Annotated in this window: 13 protein-coding genes; 2 read left to right on the top strand and 11 right to left on the bottom strand. The window is 48.0% G+C overall.

The features are described 5' to 3' along the window. Positions 1-76: 76 nt before the first annotated feature. The 3 genes from M0Q40_10805 to M0Q40_10795 all read right to left on the bottom strand — a co-directional run bounded on the left by M0Q40_10805 (position 77) and on the right by M0Q40_10795 (position 3,698). Positions 77-418, bottom strand: a complete 342-nt coding sequence (locus M0Q40_10805) for a hypothetical protein (GenBank protein MCK9223086.1) — start codon at positions 416-418, stop codon at positions 77-79. A gap of 895 nt (positions 419-1,313) precedes the next feature. After that, a complete protein-coding gene (locus M0Q40_10800; protein ID MCK9223085.1) occupies positions 1,314-2,252 on the bottom strand; it encodes a dihydrodipicolinate synthase family protein in 939 nt (312 codons plus the stop codon). 114 nt (positions 2,253-2,366) lie between these two features. After that, positions 2,367-3,698: a glycoside hydrolase gene (locus M0Q40_10795; protein MCK9223084.1), complete on the bottom strand. Its 1,332-nt coding sequence runs from the start codon at positions 3,696-3,698 to the stop codon at positions 2,367-2,369. A gap of 618 nt (positions 3,699-4,316) precedes the next feature. Here M0Q40_10795 and M0Q40_10790 point away from each other — a divergent pair. After that, positions 4,317-5,255, top strand: a complete 939-nt coding sequence (locus tag M0Q40_10790; protein MCK9223083.1) for an aminoglycoside phosphotransferase family protein — start codon at positions 4,317-4,319, stop codon at positions 5,253-5,255. A gap of 104 nt (positions 5,256-5,359) precedes the next feature. Here the strand turns inward: M0Q40_10790 and M0Q40_10785 are convergent, their stop codons facing one another. Next, positions 5,360-6,424 carry an aldo/keto reductase gene (locus M0Q40_10785; GenBank protein MCK9223082.1) on the bottom strand — a complete coding sequence of 355 codons (1,065 nt, stop codon included), beginning with the start codon at positions 6,422-6,424 and terminating at the stop codon, positions 5,360-5,362. Between the two features lie 51 nt (positions 6,425-6,475). Beyond that, positions 6,476-7,153 carry a class I SAM-dependent methyltransferase gene (locus tag M0Q40_10780; GenBank protein ID MCK9223081.1) on the bottom strand — a complete coding sequence of 226 codons (678 nt, stop codon included), beginning with the start codon at positions 7,151-7,153 and terminating at the stop codon, positions 6,476-6,478. A gap of 360 nt (positions 7,154-7,513) precedes the next feature. On the opposite strand from M0Q40_10780, the gene M0Q40_10775 reads away from it, so the two are divergent. Beyond that, the gene (locus M0Q40_10775; protein ID MCK9223080.1) at positions 7,514-8,617 is read left to right on the top strand and encodes a nitronate monooxygenase family protein; all 1,104 of its coding nucleotides are present in this window, start codon (positions 7,514-7,516) and stop codon (positions 8,615-8,617) included. Positions 8,618-8,664: 47 nt separating this feature from the next. Here the strand turns inward: M0Q40_10775 and M0Q40_10770 are convergent, their stop codons facing one another. The 6 genes from M0Q40_10770 to M0Q40_10745 form a co-directional block, all read right to left on the bottom strand. Further along, on the bottom strand, positions 8,665-9,597 hold the full coding sequence (locus M0Q40_10770) for a hypothetical protein (GenBank protein MCK9223079.1): 933 nt from the start codon (positions 9,595-9,597) through the stop codon (positions 8,665-8,667). Positions 9,598-9,630: 33 nt separating this feature from the next. Further along, on the bottom strand, positions 9,631-13,032 hold the full coding sequence (locus M0Q40_10765; GenBank protein MCK9223078.1) for a glycosyl hydrolase-related protein: 3,402 nt from the start codon (positions 13,030-13,032) through the stop codon (positions 9,631-9,633). A gap of 47 nt (positions 13,033-13,079) precedes the next feature. After that, complete coding sequence (locus M0Q40_10760) at positions 13,080-15,155, bottom strand: polysaccharide lyase family protein (protein MCK9223077.1); 2,076 nt, start codon at positions 15,153-15,155, stop codon at positions 13,080-13,082. A 15-nt stretch (positions 15,156-15,170) separates the two neighbouring features. Beyond that, positions 15,171-16,337 (bottom strand): ABC transporter substrate-binding protein, encoded by a 1,167-nt coding sequence (locus tag M0Q40_10755; GenBank protein ID MCK9223076.1) that lies wholly within the window; start codon positions 16,335-16,337, stop codon positions 15,171-15,173. 617 nt (positions 16,338-16,954) lie between these two features. Beyond that, positions 16,955-17,773 (bottom strand): sugar phosphate isomerase/epimerase, encoded by an 819-nt coding sequence (locus M0Q40_10750; GenBank protein MCK9223075.1) that lies wholly within the window; start codon positions 17,771-17,773, stop codon positions 16,955-16,957. Between the two features lie 52 nt (positions 17,774-17,825). Continuing rightward, positions 17,826-18,443 (bottom strand): HAD hydrolase-like protein, encoded by a 618-nt coding sequence (locus tag M0Q40_10745; protein ID MCK9223074.1) that lies wholly within the window; start codon positions 18,441-18,443, stop codon positions 17,826-17,828. Positions 18,444-18,519 lie beyond the last annotated feature (76 nt).

Here is an 18,519-nt window from a genome sequence, read left to right as displayed (position 1 = left end):
TACTCTCAATAACTACGGGGTTCTCGGTGTCATCTCTTTTTCCTTCCTCTATATGAAAAGAATGGTTACTCTTTCGTCATTTACATATTCCTGATTTACTCCCCCCAATATCTAAATACGCCCTCCACGCAGTAAGTGCGATCTCATCCTTAGGGATTAGCTCTGAGGGGAAATTCTTAACGTCAATAAAACTACTCCCAACAAACTTCCCCGCAGACCCGCGCATGCCCTCTACGGGATCGACTGCGCCACAAACCGTGCCATGAATCCCGTTCCCCGATTGATCAAATACTATGCCATCGATGATCTCATCAAAACTGTAGTGTAATATGACTGACTCTTTTACCGGTGCTGCCCAGATACACCCTGAAACCAGAATAATAGCCATCAACGCACTCAACCACCCAATGTAACGCATGAAAAATCCTCCATTTCGTGAAAGACTCGGTATTGTGTAGTTTGTTCAGCATATTGCTGTACAAGATTACTCTAAGGCACCTCCCCTTTGATTAGGCTACTGTCTGTCGAACCAAGAATTTCTACCAATTCCCTGGAAATAAATAAAGTAGAGAATCTATGACAGTCCAAACCCTATTAGTCATTAACCCATTCGCCACAAGTCGTTCACCAGTAAGGAACTACGTTCCTCATCACTAACTCCATATTCTACGATTGAGACCCCTTTTCCTTCTGAACCAAAGTGTGTTTTCCAAAACAGGGCTACTAGGAACTGAATGTAACTAGACTTTCTGAAACCATAAACCTTGTGCGGACAAGGAGCAAGTTTGTAGTGTAGTAATAATGGTTACTAGATTCATTACGGCAGCCAATACGAACAATGGCATGTAGGCGTTTAGCCAGATCGATCTCCTCATCAGATATCTGTAGCAATTCTGCCCCGAGCTTTTCCCTTTCATGAGAGTCACGATATAGCCTCTCGCTCCGGTGCATAAACGCGGTTTACAGATACCAACTACGGAAATTGCAGATATACTGCATCACCGACCCTATGTGGAACGAAAAGGGCTTGTTAATGATTTTTGTAAGACGAAACGTTAATGTCCTTGAGAATACCTAGACCTTCCTTCCATCCTTAACAGTTTCTCAGTGAAATCGGAAAAATTGATTTTTCGGGTTGCAAAACTACTACCTCCAAGCGATCATGGTCTCATCCCCTACGACCGGGGACGAGGCCAAAATCTTTGGGCTTAGGACAAGACCTGCGCGACTATGGGTCTGATTATCGTAGACCCTTGCTTAAGTTGATGTAAATAAAGCAATTCTACCCAGCCTGTTAGTCGCAACGGGATAAGTTAGCTTGACTTTAGCATGCCTTCGTAGTTATCAAGAAGATCGCTAAATCCTTGTGTAAAGGAATAAAGCTGCTCCACTTGTAGCCGGATCCGATCTGAGAGACTTCCTTGGGAGACCCGGTTATATAGTTCAATATCGATACCGTTAAGCTGCATATGGTATTTAGCACACAAGGGATATGAATGGCCTTGGATCAAGGATGCGGTCCCTAGAAAGTCTGCTACCCAGGTTGCTTTTTGGGGCTGTGTCTTGTAGTTAGCACACAACCATGCGTAGAGATCAGGATGGAAGTTGGCCATCACTCCGCTATAACCTGCGGCACCAGCAAGCAATGAACCCATCAAAGTTGTGGAATCCGCGTTATAGATAGGTACCTTCCCTGCCGCCTTGATCTTAGACTCAAGGGCTTTGGCATCACAACAGGTATCCTTGAAGAACAAGAACCTGCCTAACGAATCACAAAATCGCAAAAGGTCCAAAGACAGATGAAATGCGAAGGGATAGGGGCACTCATACAGCCCTAGTGGCAACGAATCGGGTAGCATTCCAATGAGTTTTTCCAGGCTCATCCGCCACGCCGCATCAGACTTACCGGCAAGTGCAAACCGATTTGCATTAAGCACTACCGCCGCTATCCCTGTCTCCGCTATTTCGTTGATTTGCCGTACCTGATCCTGTAAATCATCAGCAGTGTGTCCTGAAGCAACTACCGGTATCCTACCTGCTGCCTTTTCTACAACAAACCGGGCTATCTGAACGCTCTCCTTATCAGATAGTGAAAACATCTCGCTGGAGAGGCAGACTGTAAAAAGGCCCGCTACCCCGTTGTCAATATACCACTCTACCATCTGCTCAAGGGCACGGTAATCCACTTCATTATCTGGGGAAAAGGGAGTAACCATTGTTGGCCAGACTCCCTTAGGCAGTTCATTATTCATTGATAATCCTCCCATTTTTAAGACGCTGAACCACATATTATATTCTAGTACAACAACTTCGATTGGTCTGCTGCCCTGTGCCTACACAAAGGGTCCCTTCTACCCCTTTAACTTTTAGTACATTAGGTTTCTAAAGTCCTTTACCCGGTGGAAAGTGATCATGTTGCCATCGTGGGCTGTCTTAGCATCCTTATCGCCGGAGCGGCTTAAGATCACAAGGTCCCCATCGTCAATGGCCATGCTTGCGTAATGACGCGCTTGCTTTGGCGTATCTCCCACCGCCACTAACCCAACAAAACACCAATCGATGCAGTTAGTAGAAAAATGTAAAGCTAATCGATGGCGCTCATTATCGGGTAGGTTATACCGATCATCGGGAAGTAGCTCCGGACGGGTCATGGAGTCCGTAGCCTGACTAGATAATAACCAATAGGTCTTCGATACATCATCATAAGTAATGTGAAACCTCATTTGACCACCAGGACATGGTACATATACAATCGGCTTTCCCGAAGGCGCACTAGCAAGACTAACGGTAAGCTCTCCTTCTTCCGACTCTACTACTTTGGCGATGGCAGCGTAGTTGGTCGCACCTGTATGGGCCCGCATCCACAGGTAGAAAGTCTTTCCATCGGGATCATACCAAACGTGCTTCGGATCGTAAAACTGTACAATATTGCTCTCAAGCCACCCTACCTCAGCCATATATCGTTCAGGCGGCATCCCTTCATAGGGCCAAAAGGGAACACCGATTCCGTGGATGGACTCTTCGCGTACCTCATCCCGAAACGTGATCTCATTTGAAAAGGTCCATGACAAACGTTCCATAAGATCATCATCAACTGAAGCAGCTAACACAACGGGAGCCAGAACAGAAACAGGCCAGCCTCGAAAGCCCTCATCCACGATTCGCTCTATTACAAGGTATACCCGTCCATTTGCATAAATAACGTTGCAGGGAGAAGCATGCCACTGTTGTCCAGATGTCAGAGTAGAGACTTTGCTCCATGTATCACCCTCATCTAGGGAGCAAATAATCCTAATATCTCCCGACTGCCCTAAATGGTTTCCCTGACCTATGATATACAGGGTACCTCCTGCAACGAAAGGTCTCGCTTGAATAAAGGGAAAAGTACCCCGCTGCACCCAGGTTTCTCCTCCATCATCGGATGTGAAGATCATCCCAGGATCACCAACTAAACCTTCACCACCTTGTCTACATACGGCCACAAGCCTTCCCGAATCCAATCTAGCAATACCCGGCGAGTAAAGATACACGTTACTCGGATTCGGTGATCTATGCATAATAACGTAGTCTTCCGTTAAAAGTAATCTAGCCAACCCGGGACTTTTGCCCAAAATGAGATTATCCACCGGAAACACCGCCATTACTATTATTATAGAGAAGCAAGTACTAATCATTGACTTACAGACCCGACTATTCATAATTCCCCCTTACTTGTTTCGAACCGTTTCCTTCGCCCAAAGTGCCAACTTAATTTTCTAGCTTCTGCCCATTTGTCGGTTCAGCAGGTGCGTCCATCTATAGAGAACACTGTTCTATAGTGGTGACTAATTTCTTTATTCGCCACGTATAGCTCTAGTCCTTCCGACTACACAATTTTATTACTAAATCCTAGGCACACAACCCAGAGATTTTTAGTAACTCAATTGATTGCTGAGTTTGGTGTTACTGGACATGTTAAAATGTGCAGAAGGGGGTGCGGACGATTTCTTGGACTGTCTTACTTTCTAATGTCCGTTGACAGTTTGGCTCGATGTTACTTGATTGTGCCCTCCTTTCGAACCATCTCCTTTGCCTTGGACGTTGATTTCTTAGCAAGTCCTAATGGTCACGCAGCTACTCTTTTCGTGCATGTAGTGATATGCTTTAACAAGTACCGATACATAGATTTCCAAGGCATATAGGAATGTCCCCAGGCATGGGAGACTAAGAGTTCGTAAAATCGGTAGGCTCTAGTTTTCCCGGACAAGGTCCTGGCTTTTGGCAGGGTAGGTCCCCTGCCCCTTAAAACTAGACCTTAGATTCAAGGGGGTCCTCAAATGATTGAACAGATCTGCTGCCTACTTCGGCAAAGGCTAAATACTCAGGTCCTAGCTATTGAACCAATAGCCACAGGACTATTTAACTCCTCTTTCAGTGCTCTACTGCCTAATAGGGAAGTGGTTGTACGGGTTGCACCACCAGCGGACAGCATCTTCTGTTTTTATGAACGGCAAATGATGCGGCAAGAACCCAAATTGCACAGAATTCTATTGGAGAAGACAAATATACCCGTGCCACGAATCCTAGCCTATGACTTCACTGGATCACTTCTTCCTCGGGATGTAATCATCATGGAAAAGCTACCCGGTCAACCGATGAGTGAATGCAACCTCTCAACAACGGAGCGTGACGGGGTATTATGCCAAGTTGGTACATACCTGCGGCAAGCACATGCTATTACCGCATCCAAATATGGATACATGGGAGCCCATCGACCAATGCTACCGTACGACAAATGGGATCATGCCTTTGCTGTTATGTGGCATAAGCTCCTGGGAGATATCTACCGAATCGGTGCCTACAATACCGCCGAAGTTGCTCGCCTATCCAATCTGCTTAAATCTCATCGTAGACATTTTCAACATAACCCAAGGTCTTGTCTATTGCATATGGACGTCTGGGATCAAAACATCTTAATAGATGATCTGGGTCGGATTACAGGACTTATCGATTGGGATCGAAGCTTGTATGGGGATCCAGAGATTGAATTTGCGGTGCTAGATTACTGCAGTATCTCCCGTCCTGCTTTCTGGGATGGCTATGGAGAGAAACGGGATACTTCAGAATCAGCCACAATCCGAGGTCATTTCTACCTACTCTATGAACTGCAAAAGTACATCGTGATCAGCCAAGGTCGTGAGTCTAACTCTCTAAAGGCCCAGAGGTACAAAACCCAGGTGATGGACTACATTGAAGCAAACTTGAGGGAAATCTGAGACTAAGGTTAGGCACAGAGTGGTTTCCTGCTAGGCCTCGACTCATTCAATGGAAAATGCCGGATAGCAAACCATCCGGCATCTGTGGAGTTGTAAGCTAGCATCTAAGCAAAAACTTCAGCGGTAGTGCACAGTTCCTTAGGGATGTCGATGCCTGCAGGGCACCTTTTCATGCAGGACCCACATCCTACACATGCATCAGGCTTCACCTTCTGTTCCAAATAGATCTTCTTGCCCATACCCTTTAGCTCTGGAGGATATTGCTCATGTATATACCTGGCCCGTAGTATCGTTGGAATATTAATACCTTCCGGACAGGGTTTGCAGTATCCACAGCTCAAGCAGGCGTAATTCCTTTTGAGATCCCCTTGTTGATCGCGCAACCTGTGAATCAGCTCGTTTTTTTCCTCAGGAGTCATAGTACTACCCTCTTGAGCTATTGAGACATTAGTCCTTACTTCGTCTACACTTCTCATCCCGATCAAAGCGGTATGCACGGCATCTAGGGACAGTACGTATTTAAGGCAGCCACGTACAATCGGATCCTCCGTGGCTAAACCCGGTGTAACTAACTTTCCGCCGGAGAGGACTTTCATCGCAATTACCCCGATGCCCGATTCCTTTGCTTGGGGCAATACCTGATCTATTGTTGCTTCCTCGTCCAAGGCATTGATTAATAACATCACGGTCTCAAACTCACCCGATGCGATGGCCTCGTGCATCACGTTCAATGCCCGATGCACTGTTATGCCAATGTGTTTTATCTTTCCTTGTCCTTGAGCTTTCCGTAAAGCTGCAAGGGCACCATCTGCGGCCATCACCGCCCTAAACTCATCCGGCGTAGATACATCATGCAATTGATACAGATCAATGTAGTCAACCTGTAGGTTTTTTAAAGACGTCTCAACATCCTCCATGGCACCAGCCATATCGCGTTTTGGCGTTTTTGTGGCCACGAAAAAGTCATCCCGGCGATGCTGTAGGGCACGCCCAATCTTTACCTCGCTATCCCCGTATCCCCGTGCCGTATCCACGAAGTTCACTCCTAGGTCCAAGGCATAGTTAAGGGCTGCAGTTGCTGTCTTTTGGTCCACCTCTGGTAACTTAATTGCACCAAAGCCCAAGCGAGACACCTGCATACCTGTTCTTCCTAACGGTGCATAATCCATATACTCCACCCCCATAGTCCTTTATTCTTGGAAAACGCTAATTTTCCCTGCTCACAATGGTTTTCGTGCCACAAAAACCCCAAACTGCATTGAACGAAATATGCAATCCACATCGGCAAAACCCGCCGCACAAAGCCAGTTCAATTGCTCCTCCATGGAAGAGTTGCGGTCAAAGCTAATCCGGTCCATGCAACGATCATAATCCTTGGTAGAAATGCGCCCTTTGGTGTAGTCTTTCCAATTCTCCATGATCCGCTGATCCAGTTCAGGACTACTGCCCCGGATTTGATCCGCGTTTATGAATATGCCACCTGGCCTTAGATGACTAATACACTTGCCAAACAGAGCACGTTTTTGATCATCCTCCAAATGATGAATGGCAAGGCCGGATACAATCAGGTCATAGTCTCCCCCAAAGGCTTCCTGCACGAAGTCTGCGGCTAGGAACACAACGTTCCCACATCCTGCAAACCGCTCCCTAGCCCCAGCAAGCATAAAGTCCGAGAAATCAACTAGGGTAAACTGTCCTTGGGGAAACTTTTCCATGAGCTTAGCGGATAAAAGCCCGGTTCCTGCCCCCAAATCTAACACTCTGGGTTTATCAGTATCTACTGAGGCAGCCCAAACCACCGCTTCGTAGAAAGCATCAAAACATGGGATTAATACGCGTCTTTCCTCATCATAGTGATCCGAGATCTCATCGAAGTGTTTCTTGAGGGCCACTTCCACACGCTCCCCCTTTTTTGTGTCCATTATACGGATTCAATAAGGTTAGCGCAATGGGTCGCTCTATCCAAATAGATGACGGCGTACGTGCGTGTTTCCACATGTTTGAACTTATGGTATACTAGTGTTACGATTGAGATGCATTGTGTGAGTGATGGACTTATTTGCAGCCAATTTCTGAACGACTGGTACAACCTAGTAAATGACCCCGAGAGGTGTTCAAATGAGAGACTTACCTCTTTCCTTTGGCCACAGTTTTCATAAATCCCTATGAAATGTTCCGAAGAAAATGGAAATACTACTTTTATCAAGCCTAGTCCGTGCTAGCATCTTGCCAAGTAAACCATGTAAAGGAGATAGAACATGCAAATTCCCAAACTGAAAATTGGTGATCTAGTAGCGAAGCTCCCCATTATTCAAGGAGGCATGGGTGTAGGTATATCCCTCTCAGGTCTCGCCGCGGCCGTGGGTAACGCCGGAGGAGTCGGTGTCATCTCGGGCGTGGAAATCGGTTTTGACTTACCATCCTACCTGACGGATAAGGTTACTGCAAATCGTCAAGCGTTAGCAGACCATATCCAAAGGGCAAGGGAGCTTTGTCCTAAGGGAATCCTTGGTGTCAACATTATGACAGCCTTAAGCGACTTTGCCGAGATGGTCAAAGAAGCAGTCAAGGAGAAAATCGATATCATTTTCGCTGGGGCGGGGCTCCCATTGGATTTGCCGGAATTAGTCAAGGATTCTGAGACAAAGATCGTACCTATTGTTTCTTCAGCAAAAGCAGCAAATGTGATCTGTAAGTATTGGGATCGGAAAAGCGACTACTGTCCCGATGCCATCGTGGTAGAAGGCCCAAAGGCCGGAGGACATTTGGGCTTTTCCGAACAGGAACTACAAAATGATGCAACCCAGTCTCTGCCAAAACTTGTACAGGATGTTTTGGAGATAATCAAGCCCTTCGAGCAAAAATATGGTCGGGAGATTCCGGTAATCGCGGCTGGTGGTATCTTCACCGGAGGAGATATTGGCAATTACTTGTCCATGGGAGTAAGTGGCGTGCAAATGGGTACACGATTTGTGGGTACCCATGAATGTGATGCCTCCCCGGGTTTTAAACAGCAGTATCTTAATGCCAAAAAAGAAGACATTGTTCTAATTAAGAGCCCTGTGGGCATGCCGGGCAGAGCCATTAACAATGACTTCCTGGAAAAGGTTTCCCACGGAACTCAGATACGTACAAGATGCCAGTACCACTGTCTTAAACACTGTAGGCCCCAGACCGCCCGTTATTGTATTGCTGAAGCACTAATCCACGCCCAAAGGGGCGAGATGGACGGAGGGTTTGCCTTCGCCGGTACCAATGCCTATCGCGTAGACAAGCTGGTAAGTGTACAAGACCTCATGGATGAACTGACTGATGAGCTCACCGCACACCAAGGGAAAATACATCAAGACTCCGCAAGCTAGTAAATGGGGTCATTGGTAAAGCCCACGCTTTACCAATGACCCTAATCCTAGTAGTCCCGGTTCTCCTTCCAAATCCGCCAAATACGCGTGTAGTTTTCCAGGGGCATCCCCTTATATGCCACATTACTTGTGGAGTAGATGTAACCTCCCCCGGGCTTCCCGTGGGTAAGGGCATATAAAGCAGAATGATCAATTTCCTCAGGCGTACCTGTTTGCAGCAGGGCACAGTTCACATTTCCAATTAAGCACACCCGATCACCATATGTTTCCTTGATCGTCTTAATATCTATACCCGCCATCGGATCAAGGGAGTGCAAAGCATGGGGATTACAGTCCACCAATTGATCAACGATCGGCATGATATTCCCATCTGTATGTTTGATTGCATATGCGCCCATCTGACGAATTGCGGCAATAAGCTCCGCTAGATAGGGTGTGACGAATTCACTAAACATCTTTGGGGACATGAAGGGTCCATCATTGAAGCAATAATCCGCACACAGGGCAAACCCATCAAACCCGGCGTCAAAGAGCCGCTTGTTCCGTTCGACGGCATCATTCATCATTTTCTTAGCATGCTCGTGTACCTCTTGGGGATGATCGTGTAGCCAGTAGCTAAACTCTAGCATCGTATTCCCATCGGGAATCGCAAAGGTACCATCCCCATGGGCAACTAACAGATACTGTTCTCCCACTAGATCCTTAATGTGCCGGCCAGTTTCGAGTAACGCGGCCTCATCCTCCCCGGCAACCGCCAGCATAATGATATCGTATTCCAGCTCCTTTGCTACATCCACATAAAGGGCAGCATTATGCCGACAGATTTCCCTAAACTCAGTATCGGTACTGGCCTCACTAGGCCTTCGGAAACTGCGTCCAAATAGCTCCTCGGTCAGCTGAAACTCCAGTTCAAATGTAGGAACTCGATCGGGCTGCTTTCCTTCTAAAGCAGCAATCGCACGTTTTTTCTGTGTCCACACAACTACCATCTCCGTTCATACCTATGCTTACAATTATCTCGAAAGCTCAATGTATATTGTCTTCACCTCAAAGGGCAAGAGCTCTAGGAATAAGTCATGACCTACCAGGGACAGCTCATCGATGGGCTGCTCCAGGATGCTCGTCTCCCAAGCCCTAAGGGGCAGGAGTTTCCCTAATCCTAGGCGGCACACACCACCATGTCCCGAGACTTCGACCAAACGCAACACTATTCCTGCCCCGTCTTGGGCCAATTTGCAGGTAACCACCACAATCTCCCCTGCAGATTCAAAGGCCAACAGACTATCCGCGGGGGTGCCCGCACCATGCTTGGTGGACCAAGCATACTGGAGGGGGTTCTCAAAGGCAGAACCGAAGGTATGGGCCTCACCCGAATCCAAGGGTCCCCCATGGGGTCTTAGGGCGTAACGAAATAGTAAACTACCACCTTGACTACGTTTGTAGTTTACATGCCAGTAGTTATTCATCACGAAGGAATACATGCTTGATACCGGTGTCATCGCGCCCGCTGATAAGGGCCTAATACTTGACTGCCGTAAGTTATATCCGTTAAACCACACCAACGGTGCATCCTTACTTGCCAGGGTCAGCCCCATCTTGTCACTGGAGATGTCAGCCCAGTACTGCATGGATTGGTAATCTAGTGAGGAACCCGGCAGTTGATCTTGCATGTATCTCACCGCGGCACCGGGGATCTGCCAAGCTGCCTTACCGTCCTCGATTGACAACGGAAAAGCAACAAAGGCCGCTTCGGTATTTAGCGTTTCGGCCTTCTGTAGTTCCACAGATACATCCAGCTGCCTCAGATCAGCCCATAGACTGTAGCGGCGTACCACCTCTTCATGGTGTATTCCCTGGCCATATACAGCTATAGTTGCAAACAATGGTCCACATTCCTCAATGGTCACAGAAGTGGTCTTAATGGGCTGCTCTTGGTTCAAAACATAGACATACTCCCCAAGGCCATGTGAAGAACCTTCATCACACCATTCCTTCTTTAAGCTTTTGTCATAGAAGGAGAGCACCCGACCAACATTGTTCACCTCTAGTCGGAAGAAGTCGTTCTCAAGGACAGACTGCCCATCCCTTTGACTTGCTGTCACTGGCTGAAACTCCTGCTCCTTTGAATGTTTCTGATCACTTAAGGCATAGCGGCGATATCCTAAGGGAGGTACCTCTTTGGCAACAAACAAGAACATATCATCGGTCACCCATTGGATCCGATGCAGTTCATGCGTGTCTAGATCAACAACTTGGTGGACATTAGTCTTTGGCGCTAGAACCTGCACAGGTCCGCTCATCGGCTGGGAGTTACCATTATAGACTACGATCTCACCGGGGTTTTGACATACTTTATTGGCCAAGAAAGCGACTGAGTCCTGGAGTACTTGCTGTGCCGTACTAAAGGCATCTTCGGCAAAACGCGCCTTCTCCCTCCAGATCACCTGTTGCACAGGATTAGTGGGTAGAGCATTATCTGAGCCCCAAGTATGCTCGTGATATAAAACTAAGTTCTCATACGCGGTAGTTAGTCTTGGATACTCAAGCCCTAACAAGGTGGCTAAGGTCTCGGCTTGTGGAAGCATTGTTCTAGCCTGTCTGTTTAGGGAGGTTTCCCTAGCCGATGAAGCCACTCCATCGTTCCACCAGTCGGAGAGATCCCCCGTTACCACTGGTAGCTGATCTTTGTATGCCCTACGGAAATCCTCGTAAAAGTCAACACTGGTTGCAGTAACGATCTTCGGATAAGCATACTTCTCATTCCATTGTTTAGCAATAAGACTAGGCTGCAAAGATGCCGTAGTGTTATCTATATACCGACCCGAAGGATGAACGCCTTGAACCCGCATTGGGTATAAATCGTACTCATACCCAAGTTGCTCCAATCGCCAAAGCCATTCGGGAAGGGCCTGCTCTACGCCGATTAAGCTGTCCGTAAAACCGACCTGGTTACCCTCAAAGTAGGTAAACACCGGTGGATCCACCCGTACAAAGGTTAGCACTTCCCCTTCTTTATCCGGGGACTGCCAAAGAAAGGCCAGTGGTCGCCTAATCGTCTGAGTCAACCTAACATCATTGGGAGCTAGGTCTAGATACTCTATTCCCGCATCGGCCAACAGTCCGATCAAGGACCAGGGAACCCCCGGAACATCGGTGAGCATAGCAGTGATTGGTTTGTAATCCAGCTTATCTTTTAGCATCTGATGGAGGGGAAGTATGTTTCTTACCAGTTCCTCTAGTCCCGCCAAGCTATACAGTTCATTGAAACACAACCCTTCAATGCCAATGTACCCCTTTGAGACTAGATCCCGCAACTGTTTGAGCTTCTTTGGATCTTGTTCCAGCTCTCTTAAGTACCGGACCATGGCCCAACCCGCCTCAACGTTCCACCGGTACTGGGACTCTGAAGGATGCTCTTTTGTTTGTTGAACATAGGGAGCAACCCGCCGGATATTATCCAGATGGATCCTAAGCACCTCTTCTTGGGGATTCGTATATCCCAGGTCTGTATGGGAATGGTGCAATAGATAGATCGTCCATTTCCGTGAGGCCTGCCAACTGGTTTCATACTCTGAGACTACAGTGCCATCACCATTATGCAGTGTGATGCTCAAAGTACCCCGTTCTATGTTCGGTACTCTTACTCGCCGGGTAGACTTCCCATAGCCAATGTTACCAAGAGACTGTTCTAAAGCCTGATCTCCAGTCAGGACCTTTACATAGGCCCCTTCTAGATTCTTCCCTTTGTTGTTAATCACAATCTGGGCTGTGGCCATAGGGCCGCTTTCAGTATAGGGATATAATGGCAGTGGTTCTATATCGATTATCGAGGCCTCGTACCCCACCTCCTGGCTTAGCGCTAGTAAAGTCAGGCTTCGGTAGGTAAACCAACAACCTGAAAGGGTAGTGATCGCCAGTCGATTATCCCCAACCCGTAGTTGCTCAGGAGGAAAGAGCATCTGAACTTCACTGGGTTGACCTTCATTGGCATTGGCATACCCTACTCCAGCTCCCGGTTTTAGAGCAATGTTTTCGCCCCGTCCATTCATAAGCACCCTGATAGTCGGTGGATCCGATTGGTGGGTATCCCCGATTTCCAGGTTCAAGCGCACTCCACCCTTGGGTATATCCGCTAGGTCAAACAAAAGCACAAAGGTATGCATCTGGGCATTGGCCCATTGGTCCACAGGGCCTGGATGGATATACGGCCAGCTAGACTTTGCCGTTTGATCCTTGGTATCCACGATTACAAGACTTGAATACTTCTGGGAAAACTGCTCATACCCATCGGGTGATAGGGCAAAGCTATCCGGACCCCATTCCTGGATAATCTGTTCTTGGGCGAAAGCCTTACCACTCCAAGCAAAAAACACAAGGCAACACAAAATCGCCATTAGTCCATTGCTGTACCACATAATACTACCTCCGTAGTTGCTAGGGGCCGAAGCCCCCAGCTTTATCCTTAGCGCAGCATGTCTGTGTATAACGAAACCCACGCATCGGGCCGCAGGACCATCACATCACCCATGTCTTCTAGCGCGTTGACCACCTCAGCTACATAACTTGGCCCAGCGCCCCAACTGTCGATGCCAACGACGACAAATCCATCATTTGCCGCTCCACTTTGATGAGTACGGTAAGCAAGATCCTTTGCGGATTCACCACCATGCATATACATCACTGGGAAAACAGTTACATCACCTAAGACCACTGCCTTACAATTGGTAGAAGTGCTTCTACCAAAGAACACAGCATCCAGGCCTCCATAAGTAGCAACATCCAAGAGCGCAGAGACGACTTCCCCACTGAGCTTGTCAAATTCTGCGTTTTCCCTAGAATCCAGCCAAGCAAGCTTTATGCCAGCCTTTTTCAGAAGTCCTTGCAGATACGTCCCGTAGGCCTTTGAATCAGGCACTGCCTCAAGATGGACAAACCCGCTTGGATTGATCGGTGCTAGGAAGTAGTCGTTGGGAGTGGCGGTCTTAAAGTAGTAATCAATGATCCCAGAAGCCAGATCAACAAGCCGGGGGTGTACCGTCCAACCTACGGGAACCTGTCCCCGGGCCCCGTCATTCCACAGATCCAGCATGTGAAACTGGTTGTAATGGAAAACCCCAGCGTGATCGAGGATGAAAGTAACGTAAAGCTTGGCATCCCCACTGGACATTGTAGGCTCGGCCTGCTTAAGAACCGGAGGAATGCCCTTGCCGAGCACACTAAGGTTATCGCACCAGTCGGTAACCACATAGGAATGTCCGTATTGGCTTGCCAAATCAATCGCCGCATCAGCATCACCCCCGGGCCACCCGAAGACTGTGCCCAGTGCGTTCATCTGACGATAGATCTCCTCAAGCAATACCCGTTCTTCGGGAATACCCGCATCTAGATACACTCCAAATCCCCGATTAGCAACCTGGAGATCCTGCATGTGAATCATGCCGGGATTATTGTTTAAGATAAAACCTTGGTTACACTTTGGCCAAAGCTCAGCATAGGCCCAGGTATAGGCTTCTAGCCTAGTCGACCACCGATCCTGTAGATCAGCAACGATAGTCAGATCGTCCCATCGAGCCAGCAACTCTTGGGCCAGATCCGGCGAAACAACAATAGCCTGATTCAGTCCCGCCAAGGTAAAGGCGACGTTCACGGTGTCTATCAAGGCAGGATCATAGATTACAAGGCCCTGTACTTCCTGCTTGAAGGCCTCTAGAACCTTCAGAGGACTCTTCACCTGAACAGGCATTTGGTTTAGGGGCACCGCCTGCTGGAACCAGTGATCAGTCACTGCTCCAAGGTACAGTCGACCCACCCGTTGATTGACAAGACCCTGTAATGAGACCAGCATTGCCTGTTCGCCCATGGTGGTGGGGGCAGGTGTAACAACTACCATCCCCGGTTTGATCACAGGCGTAATACCAGCCCAGGGATCCTCCTCGACAGGTAGAAATCCTTCAGGGACATTACCCCGGAAAGAAACCATTTTGATTCCGTCATATACTACCCAAGAACCCCCTTGGGTCTTTATAGTCAATTGATTACCCGTGGTCTTCAGCTTATCTGATGGGAGTACAATAGCGATAATCTCTTCTTTGCCACCAGCGGGATCCACGTAAACAGGGGCATTATTGCCCGGTTCTGGTAGAACAACCCCCAACTGTTCCCCGTTAAGTGATATCTTGAGTCCCGGAGGAGCTTGGGGATGGGCACCGACTAGATCAATCCACAGGACCGTTTGCCCCTCGGGTACATCCTTGGCATCAAAGACAATAGTGAACGCCCACTCTTGGGAATTAGCCCAAGCATCCCCAGCCCCAGGGTGAATATAGGGCCAATCGGTGGCCGGGTCACTTTGCCCAATCACAAAACGAGGTCCCTCAGGAAAGAAACCGGGGAACTCACCAAACCGGTTCGGCCCTAAGGCTAGTTCAGCAGAGCTGTCATCAAACTCACCAATTTGCCAGAGCAACAGACCGTCGTTGGCATAGCATATTCCACTAAGAAGTAACACCAAGATCACAACAGCTACCTTGATTCTCATCCTTCGCCCTCCCTCTTAGAAACCAAATACTGCATTGTAGTAGTCGAGAATCGCTTGCCCCCGGGTAGTGGCGTCCTCCAAACAAGCAAAGGCAGATTGCTCTTTGGCAAGAGCCTTCCATAGTGCTTCAAACATGAGACCTTCGATCTCCGGATAGGCTGGATGGGCTGGGCGGGCCCTAGCATAAAGGTCCATGGCATCAATAAATGGGCGCCAGTAAAAGTGATCCCGGAAATACTCATCATGTCCTGCCCGCACATCCGCAGGTATCACACCAGTCTCTAGAGCAAACCCCAACTGGTTTTTCGGTTGCACTGCCCAAGCAATGAATGCTTGAGCGGCGGCCAGATGTGCGGCGCCGCTAGGAATAACAAAGGAAAAACCACCTGCAACGGTAGCTTGCTCTACGTTACCGGGTAGGGCTGCCACTCCTAGATCTTGTTCGTAGAAGGCTGGTACATACTCCAAGAGACCGTGGAGATTCCAGCTCCCTTCGGTAATCATGGCGATTTGACCGGTAAACCAGGGAGTCTGCTCCGCCGACCCAAAGGAGCCACCCATCTCCCCAAGATCCCCATATCCGTATATGTCTACAAAGTCGCATACCCATTGCAGGGCCCCAACAGCCTCCTCGGAGTCCATCAGCACCTTTGTATAGTCTTCATTGAACATACTACCGCCGTTTTGCCAGATATACATAAGTAACGACTGATTCCCCCAAATTGGAACAAACCCCACCTTTTCCAGTTTGCCCTCAGGGGTCCTTGCAGTCAGTCTTTTGGAGTAGCTGACTAGTTCGTCCCAGTTCTTCGGTGGTTTCATGGAATCTAAACCCATTTCCATGAAGGACTGTCGGTTATAGAATAAGACCCGGGCATCGGTACTAAAGGGAATACCCCAAATCTCACCGTTATATGACACTTCATCCCACGTAGCCTTGAAAAAGTGCTCCTCTAAGATGCCATATGCGGCGGCAAACTGGGACATCGGCTCCAGCATGGCCCTTGCCGCCCACTGACCCGTAAGATACCGGGGGAAGAACACTACGTCGGGGGCTGCTCCACCAACAATAGCCGTGGATAGCTTCTCTTCGAGCCCTGCAACAGAACTTACTTCCACCTTAATCTCGGGATACTGCTCTTCGAACTGTCTAGCCATTGTTTCAAAATATCGGGCTCCCAATCCACCCCAATCATGCCAGAAAGTAATCGTTGTACGGCTAAGTGCCAGACCAGTTAGTAAAACCAGTAGAAAAACTGAAGTAACAGTAGTCTTTTCATCCAGTCGCTTCCTCCTTTAACATAGTACTACCATGTTCGGTTTTGGCGTTTGCTCTGGATTTGATCACCGTCCCTCCGGTATAGATACTTTTCACAGTTCACGACAGCACAAAAGCTTTGTGGTCTGATTGTATTCTAAGTATCTATTTGCTATGTCTTAAAGAGCAATGCTCTTCATCGTAGGAGAGCTTATACGTATGCCCATACAAAGCTATTAATATAGGTTTTCTCTTTCTAATAGAGGTTCTCCTGCTACGGTTGGCGTGATTAACCGAGTATACGAATACATACAACTAATCGAGAAGTCGTAGATTATGCTCTAAAGCACGTATACCTTAAGACATGTCCGGACTCATGAAGCACCTGCATGGACACATTGAAGCAACACATATGAACCCAGCATTATTGGCCCTTGCTGCATCCAATCAAGGGAAAGGCTAACTGGAGATACTATCAGGAATGAGACTGGTTTAGATTAGGAGGGGCCCCGCATAAAGGCCCCTCCTTAGAGTATCTGCCCTATTTAGAAAGCCAGCCGCGCAACAAGTCAATGGATTTGAGGATATCAATTCGTTGCTGCTCACCGCTGATTTCACGTTCGATTGTTAAGGACCCCGCATACCCTTGTTCGGCTAGCTTCTTGAGGAATAATGGGAAGTCAACCTTCCCTTCTCCAACGGGCCGTTCCCGGCCAAGGCTCCTACCATCCACCGGGTATTCACCGTCTTTTACGTGTACCCCTTTGATGTACCTTCCGAATAGTTCTACGGCATCTACTGGATTAGCCTTACCATACATGAGAAGATTCGCCGGATCAAGATTCACACCAAGGTTATCGTATCCTACATCAGATATGGTTCTAAGTAGGGTAACCGGGGTCTCTTGCCCTGTCTCAAAGAGGAATGTCTGGCCCTGGGCCTTTAGAGCCTGGGCTATGAATCTTACGGCAACAACCACTTCTTTGTATGCTGGATCATTGGCGTTCTCGGGTATGAACCCTACGTGGGTCGCTACATGCTCCACCTCTGCGGCTTCGGCCATCTTGGAACATGCAATAATCGCCTCCTGGCGTCGATCCCGATAGGCCCTCGGAACTAATCCCAAGGTTAGTGGACCATCAACAAAATTCCAGACTTTAGGACCAGGCCAACCAGCCCAGATAGCAGAGATTCGGACTCCTGCATCTGCTGCTGCTTGTTTCATTGCTTTTCCAGCATCCCTAGTAAATAGGGCTTCATTCCAACAGCTAACCTGACAAGTCCCAAGACCGAGTTCCACAACCTTCTCAAATTCCTTTTCCATGTTCTCCATTTGCCCAATAAGTACACCTAGCTCCACTAAGAACACCCTTTCATAGGAATATATATTACCCTGGTAGACTAGTCTCCAGTTACAGAAGTTCTTCTAGAGAGTTGACTATCTTATCTGGAACCATCGATGCTGCAGCGGAGCAATACACCCGATTGACATTTCCGGTGCTTACTAGCACAGCATAAGCGCTAAAGCTCCTACCTGCTACAATATCCGATTCCAAAGTACCACCTATCATTATACATTCCCAAGGATAAACATCAAGATCCGCCACTGCTCTGTGCAACAGCAAGGGACTTGATTTTCCGATGCACACATCAGGCTTGCGACCTATCATTGTACTAATCGCTCCTACAAGCGCCCCAGTCCCAGGAGTAAAACCATCTGAGCTAGGCACCGTTGGATCCTGATTAACCGCCACAAACTCCGCACCATTTTGCAGGACACGTAATGCACAGGTGAACTTATCCATCCCGATCTGGGAATCATTACCAACTAACAGAAAGTCCGCCTTCTTTGGTTGGCGTTCTACTGCATGATAAACCTGCATACCTACGCGCATAAGTTCTTGGTAAAGACTTTCATAACCTATTAGATAAACCAGTCCACCCGGTTTCCTTTCAGCCACATAGTTTGCACTTTCAAACGAAGGGTTCATCTCCGTAAGTGTTGACCAAAATGAGTAAAAAAAGGACACCGGGTAATACTCCTAATAAGATAACAACCAAAAGGAGATGACCCGATGTCTACTATCAGTATACCCAGATTGTTTG

Source organism: Limnochordia bacterium, from assembly GCA_023230925.1.
In the GTDB taxonomy this organism is placed as follows: Bacteria; Bacillota; Limnochordia; order DUMW01; family DUMW01; genus JALNWK01.
This window is presented reverse-complemented; position numbering and strand designations above follow the sequence as displayed.

Bases quoted from the DNA above. Each gene is read 5' to 3' on its own strand.
- M0Q40_10805 (MCK9223086.1), bottom strand. From the start codon at position 418: ATGCGTTACATTGGGTGGTTGAGTGCGTTGATGGCTATTATTCTGGTT.
- M0Q40_10800 (MCK9223085.1), bottom strand. From the start codon at position 2,252: ATGAATAATGAACTGCCTAAGGGAGTCTGGCCAACAATGGTTACTCCC.
- M0Q40_10795 (MCK9223084.1), bottom strand. From the start codon at position 3,698: ATGAATAGTCGGGTCTGTAAGTCAATGATTAGTACTTGCTTCTCTATA.
- M0Q40_10790 (MCK9223083.1), top strand. From the start codon at position 4,317: ATGATTGAACAGATCTGCTGCCTACTTCGGCAAAGGCTAAATACTCAG.
- M0Q40_10785 (MCK9223082.1), bottom strand. From the start codon at position 6,424: ATGGATTATGCACCGTTAGGAAGAACAGGTATGCAGGTGTCTCGCTTG.
- M0Q40_10775 (MCK9223080.1), top strand. From the start codon at position 7,514: ATGCAAATTCCCAAACTGAAAATTGGTGATCTAGTAGCGAAGCTCCCC.
- M0Q40_10765 (MCK9223078.1), bottom strand. From the start codon at position 13,032: ATGTGGTACAGCAATGGACTAATGGCGATTTTGTGTTGCCTTGTGTTT.
- M0Q40_10760 (MCK9223077.1), bottom strand. From the start codon at position 15,155: ATGAGAATCAAGGTAGCTGTTGTGATCTTGGTGTTACTTCTTAGTGGA.